The sequence below is a fragment of the Klebsiella sp. H-Nf2 genome, assembly GCF_002806645.1.
GTDB lineage: Bacteria > Pseudomonadota > Gammaproteobacteria > Enterobacterales > Enterobacteriaceae > Klebsiella > Klebsiella variicola.
In genome coordinates this window covers 159,424-175,152 of record NZ_PIBL01000001.1, presented here as the reverse complement: position 1 = coordinate 175,152, position 15,729 = coordinate 159,424, and the positions used below count along the sequence as shown (strand labels likewise).

15 protein-coding genes are annotated in these 15,729 nt (G+C 57.3%); 9 read left to right on the top strand and 6 right to left on the bottom strand.

The window, feature by feature from the left end; genetic code table 11:
* Positions 1–4 precede the first annotated feature (4 nt).
* A complete protein-coding gene (selD, locus tag CWM58_RS00910) occupies positions 5–1,048 on the bottom strand; it encodes a selenide, water dikinase SelD (protein WP_012542093.1) in 1,044 nt (347 codons plus the stop codon).
* Between the two features lie 225 nt (positions 1,049–1,273).
* On the opposite strand from selD, the gene phoC reads away from it, so the two are divergent.
* A complete protein-coding gene (gene phoC / locus CWM58_RS00905) occupies positions 1,274–2,020 on the top strand; it encodes an acid phosphatase PhoC (RefSeq protein WP_100679979.1) in 747 nt (248 codons plus the stop codon).
* Positions 2,021–2,161: 141 nt separating this feature from the next.
* Here phoC and CWM58_RS00900 read toward each other — a convergent pair whose 3' ends face one another.
* Positions 2,162–2,713, bottom strand: a complete 552-nt coding sequence (locus tag CWM58_RS00900; RefSeq protein WP_100679978.1) for an NAD(P)H nitroreductase — start codon at positions 2,711–2,713, stop codon at positions 2,162–2,164.
* 165 nt (positions 2,714–2,878) lie between these two features.
* Between CWM58_RS00900 and sppA the strand changes: the two genes are divergently transcribed.
* From sppA to yajD, 5 genes are all read left to right on the top strand, one after another.
* Positions 2,879–4,732 (top strand): signal peptide peptidase SppA, encoded by a 1,854-nt coding sequence (gene sppA / locus CWM58_RS00895; protein WP_061154944.1) that lies wholly within the window; start codon positions 2,879–2,881, stop codon positions 4,730–4,732.
* A 138-nt stretch (positions 4,733–4,870) separates the two neighbouring features.
* Entirely contained in the window at positions 4,871–5,890 is a 1,020-nt protein-coding gene (ansA, locus tag CWM58_RS00890; protein ID WP_061154945.1) for an asparaginase, read from the top strand.
* A 9-nt stretch (positions 5,891–5,899) separates the two neighbouring features.
* Entirely contained in the window at positions 5,900–6,541 is a 642-nt protein-coding gene (pncA, locus tag CWM58_RS00885) for a bifunctional nicotinamidase/pyrazinamidase (RefSeq protein WP_100679977.1), read from the top strand.
* A 171-nt stretch (positions 6,542–6,712) separates the two neighbouring features.
* The gene (locus CWM58_RS00880) at positions 6,713–7,966 is read left to right on the top strand and encodes a glycoside hydrolase family 18 protein (protein WP_100679976.1); all 1,254 of its coding nucleotides are present in this window, start codon (positions 6,713–6,715) and stop codon (positions 7,964–7,966) included.
* 158 nt (positions 7,967–8,124) lie between these two features.
* Positions 8,125–8,469, top strand: a complete 345-nt coding sequence (yajD, locus tag CWM58_RS00875) for an HNH nuclease YajD (RefSeq protein WP_002901254.1) — start codon at positions 8,125–8,127, stop codon at positions 8,467–8,469.
* Positions 8,470–8,565: 96 nt separating this feature from the next.
* Here the strand turns inward: yajD and CWM58_RS00870 are convergent, their stop codons facing one another.
* Both CWM58_RS00870 and msrB read right to left on the bottom strand, forming a co-directional pair.
* On the bottom strand, positions 8,566–8,844 hold the full coding sequence (locus CWM58_RS00870) for a YeaC family protein (protein WP_004203787.1): 279 nt from the start codon (positions 8,842–8,844) through the stop codon (positions 8,566–8,568).
* Between the two features lie 43 nt (positions 8,845–8,887).
* Positions 8,888–9,301, bottom strand: coding sequence for a peptide-methionine (R)-S-oxide reductase MsrB (gene msrB, locus CWM58_RS00865; protein WP_100679975.1), 414 nt, complete (start codon positions 9,299–9,301; stop codon positions 8,888–8,890).
* 337 nt (positions 9,302–9,638) lie between these two features.
* Here msrB and gapA point away from each other — a divergent pair, with 337 nt between their 5' ends.
* Positions 9,639–10,634: a glyceraldehyde-3-phosphate dehydrogenase gene (gene gapA, locus CWM58_RS00860; RefSeq protein WP_061154949.1), complete on the top strand. Its 996-nt coding sequence runs from the start codon at positions 9,639–9,641 to the stop codon at positions 10,632–10,634.
* A 74-nt stretch (positions 10,635–10,708) separates the two neighbouring features.
* Positions 10,709–11,593, top strand: a complete 885-nt coding sequence (locus tag CWM58_RS00855; protein ID WP_100679974.1) for a D-hexose-6-phosphate mutarotase — start codon at positions 10,709–10,711, stop codon at positions 11,591–11,593.
* A 55-nt stretch (positions 11,594–11,648) separates the two neighbouring features.
* Here the strand turns inward: CWM58_RS00855 and CWM58_RS00850 are convergent, their stop codons facing one another.
* Together CWM58_RS00850 and CWM58_RS00845 are read right to left on the bottom strand one after the other, a co-directional pair.
* Complete coding sequence (locus tag CWM58_RS00850; protein ID WP_100679973.1) at positions 11,649–12,500, bottom strand: aldo/keto reductase; 852 nt, start codon at positions 12,498–12,500, stop codon at positions 11,649–11,651.
* A gap of 94 nt (positions 12,501–12,594) precedes the next feature.
* Positions 12,595–13,341, bottom strand: coding sequence for a MipA/OmpV family protein (locus tag CWM58_RS00845; protein ID WP_008807631.1), 747 nt, complete (start codon positions 13,339–13,341; stop codon positions 12,595–12,597).
* A gap of 416 nt (positions 13,342–13,757) precedes the next feature.
* On the opposite strand from CWM58_RS00845, the gene yeaG reads away from it, so the two are divergent.
* Positions 13,758–15,692 carry a protein kinase YeaG gene (gene yeaG, locus CWM58_RS00840; protein ID WP_008807632.1) on the top strand — a complete coding sequence of 645 codons (1,935 nt, stop codon included), beginning with the start codon at positions 13,758–13,760 and terminating at the stop codon, positions 15,690–15,692.
* The last annotated feature ends 37 nt before the right edge of the window (positions 15,693–15,729 follow it).

Here is a 15,729-nt window from a genome sequence, read left to right as displayed (position 1 = left end):
CGAATCAACGGATCTCGATCATGGGTCGTCCGCCGCGGGCGGTGACCAGCTCGCCGATGGCGGCCAGCTTAATGCCGAACTCCGCCGCGGCCGCCTGTACTTCCGCCTCCGCTTCCGGGGTTACCGCCAGCAGCAGGCCGCCAGAGGTCTGCGGATCGCACAGCAGGTCACGCCACTCCGCCGGCATCTCGCCCATCAGATGGCCGTAGCTGGCAAAGTTGCGCCCGGTGCCGCCCGGCACCGCGCCGGCGGCAATATAGCCTTCCACCCCCGGCAGTTTTGGGATATCGGCATAGCGCAGTTGCGCCTGCACGCCGGCCCCGCGGCACACCTCGCTGAGATGGCCGAGCAGGCCAAAGCCGGTGACGTCGGTCATCGCCTTCACTCCGTCGATGGCGGCAAACGCGGCGCCGGCGAGGTTCATCTGGCACATGGTTTCCGTCGCCAGTCCCTGATGCTCTGGCTTGAGCAGCGATTTTTTCTCCGCGGTGGTCAGCACACCGATCCCCAGCGGTTTGGTGAGATACAGTTTGCAGCCCGCCTGCGCAGTGCTGTTTTTCTTGATGCGCTCGGTGGGCACCACGCCGGTGACCGCCAGACCGAAGATCGGCTCCGGAGCGTCAATGGAATGGCCGCCCGCCAGCGCGATCCCGGCCTGCTGGCAGGCAAAGCGCCCGCCCTCCACCACTTCGCGGGCAATTTCCGGCGCTAGGGTGTTGATCGGCCAGCCGAGAATAGCAATCGCCATAATCGGTTTCCCACCCATGGCGAAAATATCGCTGATGGCGTTGGTGGCAGCGATGCGGCCAAAGTCGAACGGATTATCGACAATCGGCATAAAGAAATCGGTGGTGCTGACGATTGACGTGCCGTTACCAAGATCATAGACGGCGGCATCATCGCTGGTTTCGTTGCCGACAAGCAGGTTCGGATCGACAAACTTCGCCTGCTCGCTATGCAGGATGGTTTCCAGCACCTTCGGGGAAATTTTACAACCACAACCGGCTCCGTGGCTGTATTGCGTTAAACGAATGGCTTGCTCGCTCATGGACATCTCCTGTCATTGCAATCCCGCTATGTTAGCGCCCAAACGCCAGGGTGGTAAGTACGACAGTCTGAAATCGCGTATGGTTGCTCATTAAGCAGACAAAAAGCCGTTTTTGCGAGATGCGACAATTTTTTCCCGACCATTTTCACTTTTACTTAAAGATGACAGAAATGTGACAACACAGGACTGTCTTCTCTGGACTGATTATGACGTAAGGAAATTCTAATGAAAAAGCGTGTTCTTGCCCTTTGCCTGGCCAGTTTCTTCTCCGTTAACGCCTTTGCTCTGGTTCCCGCCGGGAACGATGTCACCACCAAGCCCGATCTCTACTATCTGACCAATGCCCAGGCCATCGACAGCCTGGCGCTGTTGCCACCGCCGCCGGCGGTGGGCAGTATCGCGTTCTTAAACGATCAGGCGATGTATGAGCAGGGGCGTCTGCTGCGCAATACCGAGCGCGGGAAGCTGGCGGCAGAGGATGCCAACCTCAGCGCGGGCGGCGTGGCCAATGCCTTCTCCAGCGCCTTTGGTTCCCCAATCACCGAGAAAGACGCGCCTCAGCTCCACAAACTGCTGACCAATATGATTGAAGACGCCGGCGATCTGGCGACCCGCGGCGCGAAAGAGAAATACATGCGCATTCGCCCGTTTGCGTTCTATGGCGTCTCCACCTGCAACACCACCGAGCAGGACAAGCTGTCGAAAAACGGCTCTTACCCGTCCGGGCATACCTCTATCGGCTGGGCCACCGCCCTGGTGCTGGCGGAAATCAACCCGCAGCGGCAAAATGAAATTTTGAAGCGCGGCTATGAGCTCGGCGAGAGCCGGGTGATCTGCGGCTATCACTGGCAGAGCGATGTCGATGCGGCGCGCATCGTCGGCTCCGCGGTGGTCGCTACGCTGCACACCAACCCGGCCTTCCAGCAGCAGTTGCAAAAAGCAAAGGATGAATTCGCGAAAAGGCAGAAGTAACTTCATCGCCGTTGCATTCCCGGAGGCGGCGCCTGGCGCGCCTTATCCGGGCTACCAAATCGCACAGCGCTGTAGCCCCGGTAAGCGGCAGCGCCACCGGGGATAAGTCGCCAGCCGCCACCCGGCATCACAAGCACCGACTCAGAATCGTGTCACAAACGGCGCGGTATCCGGCAGGGCAATGGTGGTTGAGGCTTTCAGCTGCGGCGTCCCCAGATAGAGGAAGCCGACAATTTTATCCTGTTCGCGGCACGCGAAGCCGGCCCGCACCACCGGGCTCTCGGTCAATGCTCCGCTGCGCCAGATGCCATTGAATCCCTGGGCCAGGGCCGCCATCTGCATCGCCATCACTGCGCAGCCAGCAGACATCTCCTGCTCCCAGCGCGGCACCTTCGGGTGGTCTTCACAGCGCGCGACCACGGTAATGATCAGCGGTGCGCGGAACGGCGCATTGCGGGCTTTCTCTATTCCCTTCTCATCCTGGCCGGCCTCTGTGGCCCCTTTTTCCAGCAGCTGGCTGAAGCGCTCGCGGCCGTCATCAGCGATAATAAAAAAGCGCCACGGCTGCAGGTTGCCATGATCCGGGGCGCGCAGCCCGGCACGCAGAATGTTTTCCAGCTGTTCGCCAGCCGGGGCAGGTTCCGCCAGGCGAGAAGCGCTCCGGCGATTAAGCAGTAGATCGAGAGCATCCATCTGTATAACTCCTGTGATGTCATTTTTCATAAAATTAACATGCACAAGGATTTTGTTACAGCGCGGTCGGTGATTCCTGCTGACAACCGACGGCTCACTCTTTAGGATAGCCAGACGCGGCGGCCCCTGCGGCCTGCCCTTTTTAGATAACGTTAGGGAGAAGACATGCGAACCCTTTGGCGACTGATTGCCAGCTTTTTTAAATGGACGTGGCGGATACTCAACTTTATTCGCAAACTGGCCCTCAATGCGATCTTCCTGGTGCTGGTGCTGGTGTGTATCGGCATCTGGAGCCAGTTCAGCAGCACCACCAGCGAACATGCCGCGCGCGGCGCGCTGCTGCTGGATATTACCGGCGTGGTGGTGGATAAACCGTCCGCCAGCAGCAAGCTCGGCGTAATTGGTCGCCAGCTGTTTGGCGCCAGCTCGGACCGTCTGCAGGAGAACTCTCTGTTCGATATCGTGCAGACCATTCGCCAGGCGAAAGATGACCGCAATATCACCGGTATTGTGCTGGATCTGAAAAACTTCGTCGGCGGCGATCAGCCGTCCATGCAGTACATCGGTAAAGCGCTGCGTGAGTTTCGCGACAGCGGCAAACCGGTCTATGCCGTCGGCAGCAGCTACAGCCAGGGCCAGTACTACCTGGCGAGCTTTGCCAACAAAATCTGGCTCTCACCGCAGGGCGAGGTTGACCTGCACGGCTTCGCCACCAATGGGCTGTACTACAAGTCGCTGCTGGATAAGCTGAAAGTCTCCACCCATGTCTTCCGCGTCGGCACCTATAAATCCGCCGTCGAGCCTTTCATTCGCGATGATATGTCCCCTGCCGCCCGCGAGGCGGACAGCCGCTGGATTGGCGAACTGTGGCAGAACTACCTCAACACCATTGCCGCCAACCGCCAGATCACCGCCCAGCAGCTCTTCCCGGGCGCCCAGGGCATTATCGATGGCCTGCGTAAAGTGGGCGGCGATACGGCAAAATATGCGCTGGACAATAAGCTGGTGGATGAGCTGGCGACCTCCACGGAAGTGGAAAAGGCGCTGACCAAACAGTTTGGCTGGAGCAAAACGGATAACAATTACCGGGCGATCAGCTATTACGACTACAACGTGAAGACACCGTCTGACGAAGGTTCCGCCATTGCGGTGATCTTTGCCAACGGCGCCATCATGGATGGCGAGGAGACCCCGGGCAACGTTGGTGGCGATACCACGGCGGCGCAAATTCGCGATGCGCGCCTCGACCCGAAAATTAAGGCCATCGTGCTGCGCGTTAACAGCCCGGGCGGCAGCGTGACCGCCTCAGAAATTATCCGTGAAGAGCTGGCGGCAGCCAAAGCCGCCGGTAAACCGGTAGTGGTCTCGATGGGCGGCATGGCGGCCTCTGGCGGCTACTGGATCTCCACCCCAGCGGATTACATCGTCGCTAATCCGAGCACCCTCACCGGCTCCATCGGCATCTTTGGCGTGATCAACACCGTGGAAAATACCCTCGGGTCGATTGGCGTCCACACCGACGGCGTCGCCACGTCGCCGCTGGCGGATGTCTCCAGTACCAAAGCGCTGCCGCCGGAAGTGCAGCAGCTGATGCAGTTGAGCATTGAGAATGGCTATCAGCGCTTTATCACCCTGGTGGCTAACGCCCGTAAGAGCACGCCGGAGAAAATCGACCAGATTGCCCAGGGCCACGTCTGGACCGGGGAAGATGCCAAAGCCAACGGCCTGGTCGACAGCCTCGGCGACTTCGACGATGCGGTGGCTAAAGCCGCCGAGCTGGCGAAGCTGAAAACCTGGCACCTCAACTACTATCAGGAAGAGCCGACCTTCTTCTCGATGGTGCTGGATAGCCTGACCGGCTCGGTACGCGCCTCGCTGCCGGCGGCCATTCAGGCCTGGCTGCCTGCACCGGTCGCCGCGGCGGCCGAGACGGTGAAAGCGGAGAGCGACAAGCTGGCGGCGTTTAACGACCCGCAGAACCGCTATGCCTTCTGCCTGACCTGCGCCAACATCCGTTAATACGCAGCGGCTGCCCCGTCTCCCGGGGCAGCCTTTTTCCCGCACCTGCCAGCGCCGCCACAAAGCGAGCGGCCAACACTGTATTTTTTCCTGCGTCTCTTTATACTGCGCCTGTCTACGACCAACCTAAGCGATGCTATGCAAAAAAAATCGATTTACGTTGCCTACACCGGTGGGACCATCGGTATGCAGCGCTCTGAACACGGCTATGTACCCGTTTCCGGCCATCTGCAGCGTCAGCTGGCGCTGATGCCTGAGTTCCATCGTCCGGAGATGCCGGACTTCACGATCCATGAATACCATCCGCTGATGGATTCATCCGATATGACCCCCGAGGACTGGCAGCACATCGCCGACGATATCCGCAGCCATTACGATGAGTATGATGGCTTTGTCATCCTCCATGGTACCGACACCATGGCGTTTACCGCTTCGGCGCTGTCGTTCATGCTGGAAAACCTTGGCAAGCCTGTCATTGTGACAGGGTCACAAATCCCGCTGGCCGAGCTGCGTTCTGATGGTCAGATTAACCTGCTCAACGCCCTCTACGTCGCCGCCAACTATCCGATTAACGAAGTGGCGCTGTTCTTCAACAATCGACTGTTTCGCGGCAACCGCACCACTAAAGCCCATGCCGACGGCTTCGACGCTTTCGCCTCGCCAAACCTCGCGCCGCTGCTGGAAGCCGGGATCCATATTCGCCGTCTCGGTACCCCGCCGGCGCCGCAGGGCAGCGGGGAGCTTATCGTGCACCCCATCACCCCGCAGCCGATTGGCGTGGTGACGATTTACCCCGGCATCTCCGCCGACGTGGTGCGCAATTTCCTGCGCCAGCCGGTGAAAGCCCTGATCCTCCGCTCCTATGGCGTCGGCAATGCCCCACAGAATGGCGAGTTTATTCAGGTGCTGGCGGAAGCCAGCCAGCGCGGTATCGTGGTGGTCAATCTGACGCAGTGCATGTCCGGGAAAGTGAACATGGGCGGCTATGCCACCGGCAACGCCCTCGCCCAGGCGGGGGTCATCAGTGGTTTCGATATGACGGTGGAAGCGACGCTGACCAAGCTACACTATCTGCTTAGCCAGCAGCTGGATGTTGACGCCATTCGCGCGGCGATGCAGCAAAATCTGCGTGGCGAACTCACCCCCGACGAGGCTTAAGGAGGACGTATGGCACATCGAGCACTGTTACTGGTTGATTTGCAGAACGACTTTTGCGCCGGCGGCGCGCTGGCGGTTCCTGAAGGCGACAGTACCGTTGAGGTGGCTAATGCGCTTATCGACTGGAGCCTGGCGCGCGGCGAGCCGATCGTCGCCAGCCAGGACTGGCACCCGGCGGATCATGGCAGCTTTGCCAGCCAGCACCAGGTGGCATCCTACACCCAGGGCGAACTCGATGGCCTGGCGCAGACCTTCTGGCCGGATCACTGCGTGCAGTACAGCGAAGGCGCGGCGCTGCATCCGCTGCTCAAACAGCAGGCGATCAACGCCGTGTTCCACAAAGGGCAAAACCGGGTCATTGACAGCTACAGCGCTTTTTTTGACAACGGTCACCGGCAGAAAACTGAACTGGACGGCTGGCTGCGCGGCCAGGGCATCGTGGAACTGACCGTGCTCGGCCTCGCCACCGATTACTGCGTCAAATTCACCGTGCTGGATGCCCTGGCGCTGGGCTATACGGTCAATGTCATCATCGACGGCTGTCGCGGCGTTAACCTGCAGCCGCAGGACAGCAGCCAGGCGTTTATGGAGATGGCCGCCGCGGGCGCCACGCTGTATACCCTCGATGACTGGCGGGAATCTCAGGCCTGATCCTCTCTCCCGGCGCCTTCGCGCCGGGTCTTCTTCTGCCGCCTCGCTATCGTCCATAAATTGAACTCTCTCGCAGTTTCAACAGGTTATTGCTGGTAGTCTGGCAAGGCTGTTTTTTCGCCACGCCATTTCCGTGGCGTGGTTATTTTTATATGTCAAAGAGGAACCACCATGAAACGTTTGCCCTTGCTGGCAGCTTTTCCCTTGCTTTGCGCTTCCGCGCTCTCTGCCCAACCCCTGATGTCCGTCGGCTATTTCAACGGCGGCGGCGACGTCACTGCCGGGCCCGGCGGCGATATCGATAAGCTGGACGTCCGGCAGATCACCCATCTCAACTACTCGTTTGGCCTTATCTATAACGATGAAAAAGACGAGACCAATGCGTCCCTGAAGGATCCTGCGCATCTGCACGAGATCTGGCTGTCGCCGAAGGTGCAGGCGGATCTGCAAAAGCTCCCGGCCCTGCGTAAACAGAACCCGGACCTCAAGGTCCTGCTGTCGGTCGGCGGCTGGGGGGCGCGCGGTTTCTCAGGCGCGGCGGCAAGCAAAGAAACCCGGAAGGTGTTTATTCAGTCTGCGCAGGAAATTATTGAAAAATATGGTCTGGATGGGATTGACCTCGACTGGGAGTTTCCGGTCAACGGCGCCTGGGGGCTGGTTGCCAGTCAACCGGCCGATCGCGATAACTTTACCGCGCTGTTAAAAGAGCTGCGCGCAGCGTTTGGTACGAAGAAACTGGTTACTATTGCCGTGGGGGCTAACGCAGAAAGCCCGAAAAGTTGGGTGGACGTTAAAGCGATTGCGCCATCGCTCGACTACATCAACCTGATGACCTACGACATGGCCTACGGCACGCAGTACTTCAACTCGAACCTGTATGACTCCCGCCACTGGCCGACGGTCGCCGCGGCGGATAAATACAGCGCCGATTTTGTGGTCAACAATTACCTGGCCGCCGGGCTTAAACCCAGCCAGATGAACCTCGGGATTGGTTTTTATGGCCGGGTACCGAAACGGGCCGTCGAACCGGGGATTGACTGGACAAAAGCGGATGCGCAAAACAATCCGGTCACCCAACCCTATTTTGGGCCACAACAGATCGCGCTGTTTGCCTCGCTGGGCTATGACCTGAGCAAAGACACCTACGTGAAATACAACGATATCGTGAGCAAACTGCTCAACGATCCGCAGAAGCGTTTTACCGAGCACTGGGACGATGAAGCGAAGGTTCCGTGGCTGTCAGTGCAGTCCGCGGAGGGCAAGCCGCTGTTCGCCCTGTCGTATGAGAACCCGCGCTCGGTGGCCATTAAGGCGGACTATATCAAGGCGAAGGGCCTCGCCGGGGCCATGTTCTGGGAATATGGCGCCGATGACCAGAATCAGCTGGCCCGTCAGCTGGCGGAATCGCTGGGGATCAAACACTAACCGCGACGGTTCCACCGCATCCCCGCTCGGGCTGCGTGACGCAGGCAACATCGCCTGCAATGCAGGTATATCGCGCACCCCGGGATAGGTTATGATGCCTGTTATCCGCTGCGCCACGCGCTGGCGCAGCTTAACCGTTTGACAGGAGGCAGGGGGCCATGGCCTATATCCCCAAAAATTACGCGCGTCTGGAAGTGGGTTACCGCGAAAAGGCGCTCAAGCTTTTTCCTTGGGTGTGCGGACGCTGCTCGCGGGAGTTTGTCTACTCCAATTTGCGCGAGCTGACGGTGCACCACATCGATCACGACCACTCCAATAACCCGGAAGATGGTAGCAACTGGGAGATGTTGTGCCTGTACTGTCACGATCACGAACATTCCAAGTACACGGAAGCCGATCAGTACGGATCCACGGTGGTGGCGGGCGAAGATGCGCAAAAGAGCGTCGGTGAGGCCACCTACAACCCGTTTGCCGATCTGAAAGCGATGATGAACAAAAAGTAAGCAGGCCGGTCTGGCCGCTGCGCGCGGTCGTTCACGCTGACGTCATCCGGCGCGGGGTCACCCCGACGCCGGAACCACGCGACGCCGGCTGGCGGTTTATTGCAGCTTAACGGTGGCGATCGGCTTCGGCACGATGCCGAAATCTTCCTTCAGCTGCTGTTTGCTCTTCATCACCATCTGCCCGCGGGTGTCGATGGTCATGTGCTGGGCGTCGGTGTTATACCGGGCCTGCCACAGCATCACCAGCTGCAGGCTATTTTCCTTTTGCTCCGGCGTCAGCGCCACGCCATCCGGCCATTTTCCCAGCTCCACCGCCGTCGCCAGACGCTGGTAAACTTCCGGCGTCATACTGTCGATAATTTGCTCAATATCCATCTTCCGCTCCACTCCGCTTGGAATAATTTGCTGAATCGTTTCTTCAACCTTTAATCTGTTCGCCATTCTGCTCATCAGTGAAGCTCAGCGACGCCGAATTCACACAATAGCGCTCGCCGGTCGGCTGCGGGCCATCCGGAAACACGTGGCCGAGATGGGCATCACAATTTCCGCAACGGATCTCAATGCGCTGCATGCCGTGCGAGTTGTCGGTCAGGTAGCGAATGGCCTCTTCGCTCACCGGTTCGTAGAAGCTCGGCCAGCCGCAACCGGAGTCGTACTTGGTTTGGGAGTTAAACAGCGGCGCATCGCACACCAGGCAGTGATACACGCCATTCTTCTTGTTGTGCAGCAGCCGTCCGGTAAAAGGCGGTTCCGTGCCATGATGTTGCGTCACGTAAAACTGCATTTCGCTTAAGCCGTTTTTCAGCTCTTCCGGGGAGGGTTTATTCGCCATGGGCATACATCTCGCTTTGCAATGGACAACTTTCGCTCCAATTCTAACAAAACATTAACAATGAAGCGTGCACTTTTGTTCTAAACTTATGCGGTGCCAACAGGCAGCCAGATAATTGTGACTTAAATCACGTTTTTATCTTAAATGCCCTTTAAAATTCCGCGCGCAGCCCCCATATGGAATTGGGCTCAAAGGGAGAGTGAGGCAAATCAATCGCGCAAGGTCTGCTCAGGATTGATTTGTCGCAATGATTGACACGATTCCGCTTGACGCTGCGTAAGGTTTTTGTAATTTTACAGGCAACCTTTTATTCACTAACAAATAGCTGGTGGAATATATGACTATCAAAGTAGGTATCAACGGTTTTGGCCGTATCGGTCGCATTGTTTTCCGTGCTGCTCAGAAACGTTCTGACATCGAGATCGTTGCAATCAACGACCTGTTAGACGCAGAGTACATGGCTTACATGCTGAAGTATGACTCCACTCACGGTCGTTTCGACGGTACCGTTGAAGTGAAAGACGGTCATCTGGTCGTTAACGGTAAAAAAATCCGTGTTACCGCTGAACGTGACCCGGCTAACCTGAAGTGGGACGAAGTTGGTGTTGACGTTGTTGCTGAAGCAACCGGTATCTTCCTGACCGACGAAACCGCTCGTAAACACATCACCGCTGGCGCGAAAAAAGTCGTTCTGACTGGCCCGTCCAAAGACAACACCCCGATGTTCGTTCGCGGCGCTAACTTCGAAACTTACGCTGGCCAGGACATCGTTTCCAACGCTTCCTGCACCACCAACTGCCTGGCACCGCTGGCTAAAGTTATCAACGACAACTTCGGTATCGTTGAAGGCCTGATGACCACCGTCCACGCGACCACCGCTACTCAGAAAACCGTTGATGGCCCGTCTCACAAAGACTGGCGCGGCGGCCGCGGCGCAGCTCAGAACATCATCCCGTCCTCTACCGGTGCTGCTAAAGCAGTAGGTAAAGTACTGCCAGAACTGAACGGCAAACTGACCGGTATGGCGTTCCGCGTTCCGACTCCGAACGTATCCGTTGTTGACCTGACCGTTCGTCTGGAAAAAGCAGCGTCCTACGAAGAAATCAAGAAAGCCATCAAAGCCGCTTCTGAAGGCGCAATGAAAGGCGTTCTGGGTTACACCGAAGACGACGTTGTTTCTACCGACTTCAACGGCGAAATTTGCACTTCCGTGTTCGATGCTAAAGCAGGTATCGCACTGAACGACAACTTCGTGAAACTGGTTTCCTGGTACGACAACGAAACTGGCTACTCCAACAAAGTTCTGGACCTGATTGCTCACATCTCCAAATAAGTTGAGATGAAAAAGTAATCTGTAAGAGCGACTTCGGTCGCTCTTTTTTTTGTCTGCAGAGATAGGATTGCACAATGATAAATAAAATTTTTGCTCTCCCGATGAATGAAACCATTTCTCCCGTGATCTCCCGTCGCCAGCTGGACGACCTGGAGCTGATTGTCATCGACCATCCGCAGGTGAAAGCCTCTGTGGCGCTGCAGGGGGCGCACCTGCTCTCCTGGAAACCCGCCGGTGAAGAAGAAGTCCTGTGGCTGAGCAACAACACCCCGTTTAAACAGGGCGTCGCCCTGCGCGGCGGCGTGCCGATTTGCTGGCCCTGGTTTGGCCCTTCCGCACAGCAGGGTCTGCCGTCGCACGGCTTTGCCCGCAATCTGCCATGGACCCTGGAAGGTCATGACGAAGACGACAGTGGCGTAATGTTGACCTTTGCGCTCCAGCAGAGCGCCGAAACAATGAAGCTCTGGCCGAACGAATTCACCCTCTATGCCCGCTTTAAGCTGGGCAAGACCTGCGAAATCGAGCTGGAAGCCCACGGTGAATTCGAGACCACCTCTGCCCTGCATACCTACTTCAACGTCGGCGATATCGCAGCGGTGAAAGTGAGTGGTCTTGGCGAGCGCTATATCGATAAAGTGAACAATGCCGAAGAAGGCGTCCTGAGCAACGGCGTGCAGACCTTCCCGGACCGCACCGACCGCGTCTATCTCAACGCCGACAGCTGCAGCGTGATCCATGACGATGCGCTTAACCGCACTATCGACGTCGTGCACCATCATCAGCACAACGTGGTGGCCTGGAACCCGGGCCCGGCGCTGTCCGTCAGCATGGGCGACATGCCGGACGATGGTTACAAAACCTTCGTTTGCGTCGAAACCTGCTGCGTGACCCAGCCGCAGAAAGCCAGCGAAGAGACCCCCTCTCGCCTGGCGCAGACCATCAGCCTGAAAAAACGCTAACAGCAAAAAGCCCCGTTTCAGACGGGGCTTTTTTCTCCGCTGGCTGAGGTGCTGATTAAACCATATCCAGCCGGTTTTTTCGCTGCGGTGGCGGATAGAGGCGATCCAGCAGCGCGAGCTCTTCCGCACTGAGGACGATATCGAGCGCGGCGGCATTCTGCACCACATGCTCAATACTGGCCGCTTTCGGGATCGCCAGCACTCCGGGATGACGAATCACCCAGGCAAGCAGCAACTGCGCGACTGTCACCCCCCGCGCGTTAGCCATATTAATGATATCGCTATGCTGAAAAAGTCCATCGCGTAAGCGCCCCGCCTGCGCCAGCGGGCAGTAGGCCATCACCGGCAGAGTGTGCTGCTGGCACCAGGGCAGGAGATCGTATTCAATGCCCCGCGATGCGAGATGATAGAGCACCTGGTTGGTCGCGCAGCGTTCGCCACCCGCCGTCCGCCACAGCGCCTGCATATCGTCGGTGTCCAGATTAGAGACGCCCCAGCGGCGGATCTTGCCCTCGGCCACCAGCCTCTCCATCGCCTCGACCGTCTCCTGCAGCGGGATATCCCCGCGCCAGTGCAGGAGATACATATCGAGATAGTCGGTCTGCAGCCGGCGCAGGCTATTCTCACAGGCGCGGCGCATCGCCGTTCCGCCGGCATGCCAGGGATAGACTTTAGACACCAGCACCACGCGGTCGCGCAGGCCGCGGATCGCCAGCCCGACTACCTCTTCCGCCCCACCGTCGGCGTACATTTCCGCCGTGTCGATCACGGTCAGTCCATGATCGATGCCCGCACGCAGTGCAGCGACTTCCTGCGGACGCTGCGCCGCGTTTTCGCCCATATACCAGGTGCCCAGCCCGATGGCCGGAACCGCCGTCTGCTCAGCGAAGCGTACTGTTTTTTTCACTCTCTTCTCCCTCTTACCTTTATGCACCACTATAAAGCAAAACAGGGCGCGAAGCCCTGTTTTGATGCATGAAGCGCACTGTAATGATGCACAATCAGAAAGTGTAGGTGATCCCGGTTGAGATCAGGCCGCTCCAGGATTTGTCCACCATCGGGCTGTCGGTAATTTCATCCGACAGACGGGTATAGCGTGCAATACCGTATACGCTCCAGTCGCCGAGGAACCGATAGTTAGCCGACAGCTCCAGATACGGGTTCCAGCTGCTGTCCGGATCGTAGCTGCGCATGCCGCTGCGACGGGACTCATGCTGCGAGACACCATAGTAGTATTCGTTCTGATTGTCGCTGTTCCACTCCACGCCAATGCCCGGCGTCAGCGTCAGGTTACCGTTGGTGTAGCGGTACAGCCAGGCGAGATCCCAGTTGATACCATTACTGTTATCCAGCGTATCGCCTGCAATAGTCGTGCGCAGGAAGCCATAGGGCGTGTTGTGGACATAAGACAGACCGGCCATCACGGTCGATTTACGTTTATCCAGTTGACGCATTTGCGCGCTGTCGCTGTCGCCCGGCTTGAAGTACATCGGCGACCAGTAGGCCGTTATTGACAGCTTATCGTTGGTGTCGTTCCACAGGTAGTAGCCCCCGCCCAGACCGTGGAACCAGAAGTTATCGCTCTCATAACTAATGACCGGCACCGGGTAGACATCCGCATCATATTGCTTATACGGATGCTCGACGATGCCTACGCCAGCCCCAAGAGTGAACTTCCCGTCGGCATGCGCCGCGCTGGCGGACGTCGCAATCAGCACGCCGAGTGCCAGAAGTTTGATTTTAGTCACAATCCATATTCCCGTTGTCAAATTATCAGCCCGTGCAGTTTACCGTCGTAGGCCTCATGCCTCAAATTCTTTACCCGACATGACACAAATCGTTCACTTTCCCACCCTTCTCTTACCATGAGGTGACAGCCCGGTGACAGCTTCGCGTCCTGGCGTGTCAAAAAGCGTTATTTTCAGGATGAGTTATTGATATGTCATTGAAATTGATTTTCTGCGGCATGCAAGATTTCTAAATGCATCTACGCTTAAATTTAGAAGGTGTAATTGCAGGGCACATTAACGCTACTCCACCCGCAACCTGGCATAAGGGTTGCTGGATATCTGGAGAGCGACGTTCAGCTTATGTCTTCCGGGGGCCCCCACTACTCATATGAACGGCTCTCAACCTGTGCTAAAAAACGAAAGGACGGCATGCCATGAATATATTCGATCACTATCGCCAGCGCTATGAAGCTGCCAAGGACGAAGAGTTCACACTGCAGGAGTTTCTTACCATCTGCCGGCAAGATCGCAGTGCCTATGCCAATGCGGCAGAACGTCTGTTGATGGCCATTGGTGAACCCGTCATGGTTGATACGGCTCTCGAGCCGCGGCTATCCCGTCTCTTTTCAAACCGGGTTATTGCACGCTATCCGGCCTTTGAAGAGTTTTACGGTATGGAAGACGCCATTGAGCAGATCGTTTCCTACCTCAAGCATGCCGCCCAGGGGCTGGAAGAGAAGAAACAGATCCTCTATCTGCTGGGGCCGGTGGGCGGTGGTAAATCGTCGCTGGCTGAACGGCTGAAAGCGCTGATGCAGCGCGTGCCCATCTATGTGCTGAGCGCCAATGGCGAGCGCAGCCCGGTCAACGATCACCCGCTGTGCCTGTTCAATCCGCAGGAGGATGCCCAGATCCTTCAGAAAGAGTATGGCGTGCCCACCCGCTATCTCGGCACCATCATGTCGCCGTGGGCGGCCAAGCGCCTGCACGAGTTTGGCGGCGATATTACTAAATTCCGCGTGGTCAAAGTCTGGCCATCGATTCTTGAGCAGGTCGCCATCGCCAAAACCGAGCCGGGCGATGAAAATAACCAGGATATTTCGGCGCTGGTCGGTAAAGTGGATATCCGTAAACTGGAACACTATGCGCAAAACGACCCGGACGCCTACGGCTACTCCGGTGCGCTGTGCCGTGCCAACCAGGGGATTATGGAATTCGTCGAGATGTTTAAAGCGCCGATTAAGGTGCTGCATCCGCTGCTGACCGCCACCCAGGAAGGGAACTACAACGGGACCGAAGGGATCTCTGCCCTGCCGTTTAACGGGATAATCCTCGCCCACTCCAACGAATCGGAATGGGTGACTTTCCGTAATAACAAGAACAATGAGGCCTTCCTCGACCGCGTCTATATCGTCAAGGTACCTTATTGCCTGCGTATCTCCGAAGAGATCCGCATCTATGAAAAACTGCTCAACAGCAGCGAGCTGACCCACGCGCCGTGCGCCCCGGGCACCCTGGAAACGCTGGCGCGCTTCTCGATTCTGTCGCGCCTGAAAGAGCCGGAAAACTCAAGCATCTACTCGAAGATGCGGGTCTATGATGGCGAAAGCCTGAAAGATACCGACCCGAAAGCGAAATCCTATCAGGAGTATCGCGATTACGCCGGGGTGGATGAAGGGATGAACGGGCTCTCCACCCGCTTTGCCTTTAAGATCCTGTCACGGGTGTTTAACTTCGACCATGTCGAGGTGGCCGCCAACCCGGTGCATCTGTTCTATGTCCTGGAGCAGCAGATTGAGCGCGAACAGTTCCCGCAGGAGAACGCCGAGCGCTACCTGGAGTTCCTCAAAGGCTATCTGATCCCGAAATACGCCGAGTTTATCGGCAAAGAGATCCAGACCGCTTACCTGGAATCCTACTCCGAGTACGGGCAGAACATTTTCGATCGCTATGTCACCTACGCCGACTTCTGGATCCAGGATCAGGAGTATCGCGATCCGGACACCGGGCAGCTGTTTGACCGTGAGTCGTTGAATGCGGAGCTGGAGAAAATTGAGAAGCCGGCCGGGATCAGCAACCCGAAAGACTTCCGTAACGAAATCGTCAACTTTGTGCTGCGCGCCAGAGCCAACAACAGCGGACGTAATCCGAACTGGACCAGCTACGAGAAACTGCGCACGGTTATCGAGAAGAAAATGTTCTCTAATACCGAGGAGCTGTTGCCGGTCATTTCGTTTAATGCCAAAACATCAACTGATGAGCAGAAAAAACACGACGACTTTGTCGACCGCATGATGGAAAAAGGCTACACCCGCAAACAGGTTCGCCTGCTCTGCGAGTGGTACCTGCGGGTTCGTAAATCGTCCTGATGCGTCAAGCCCGGCGGCACGCCGCCGGGTCAACTGC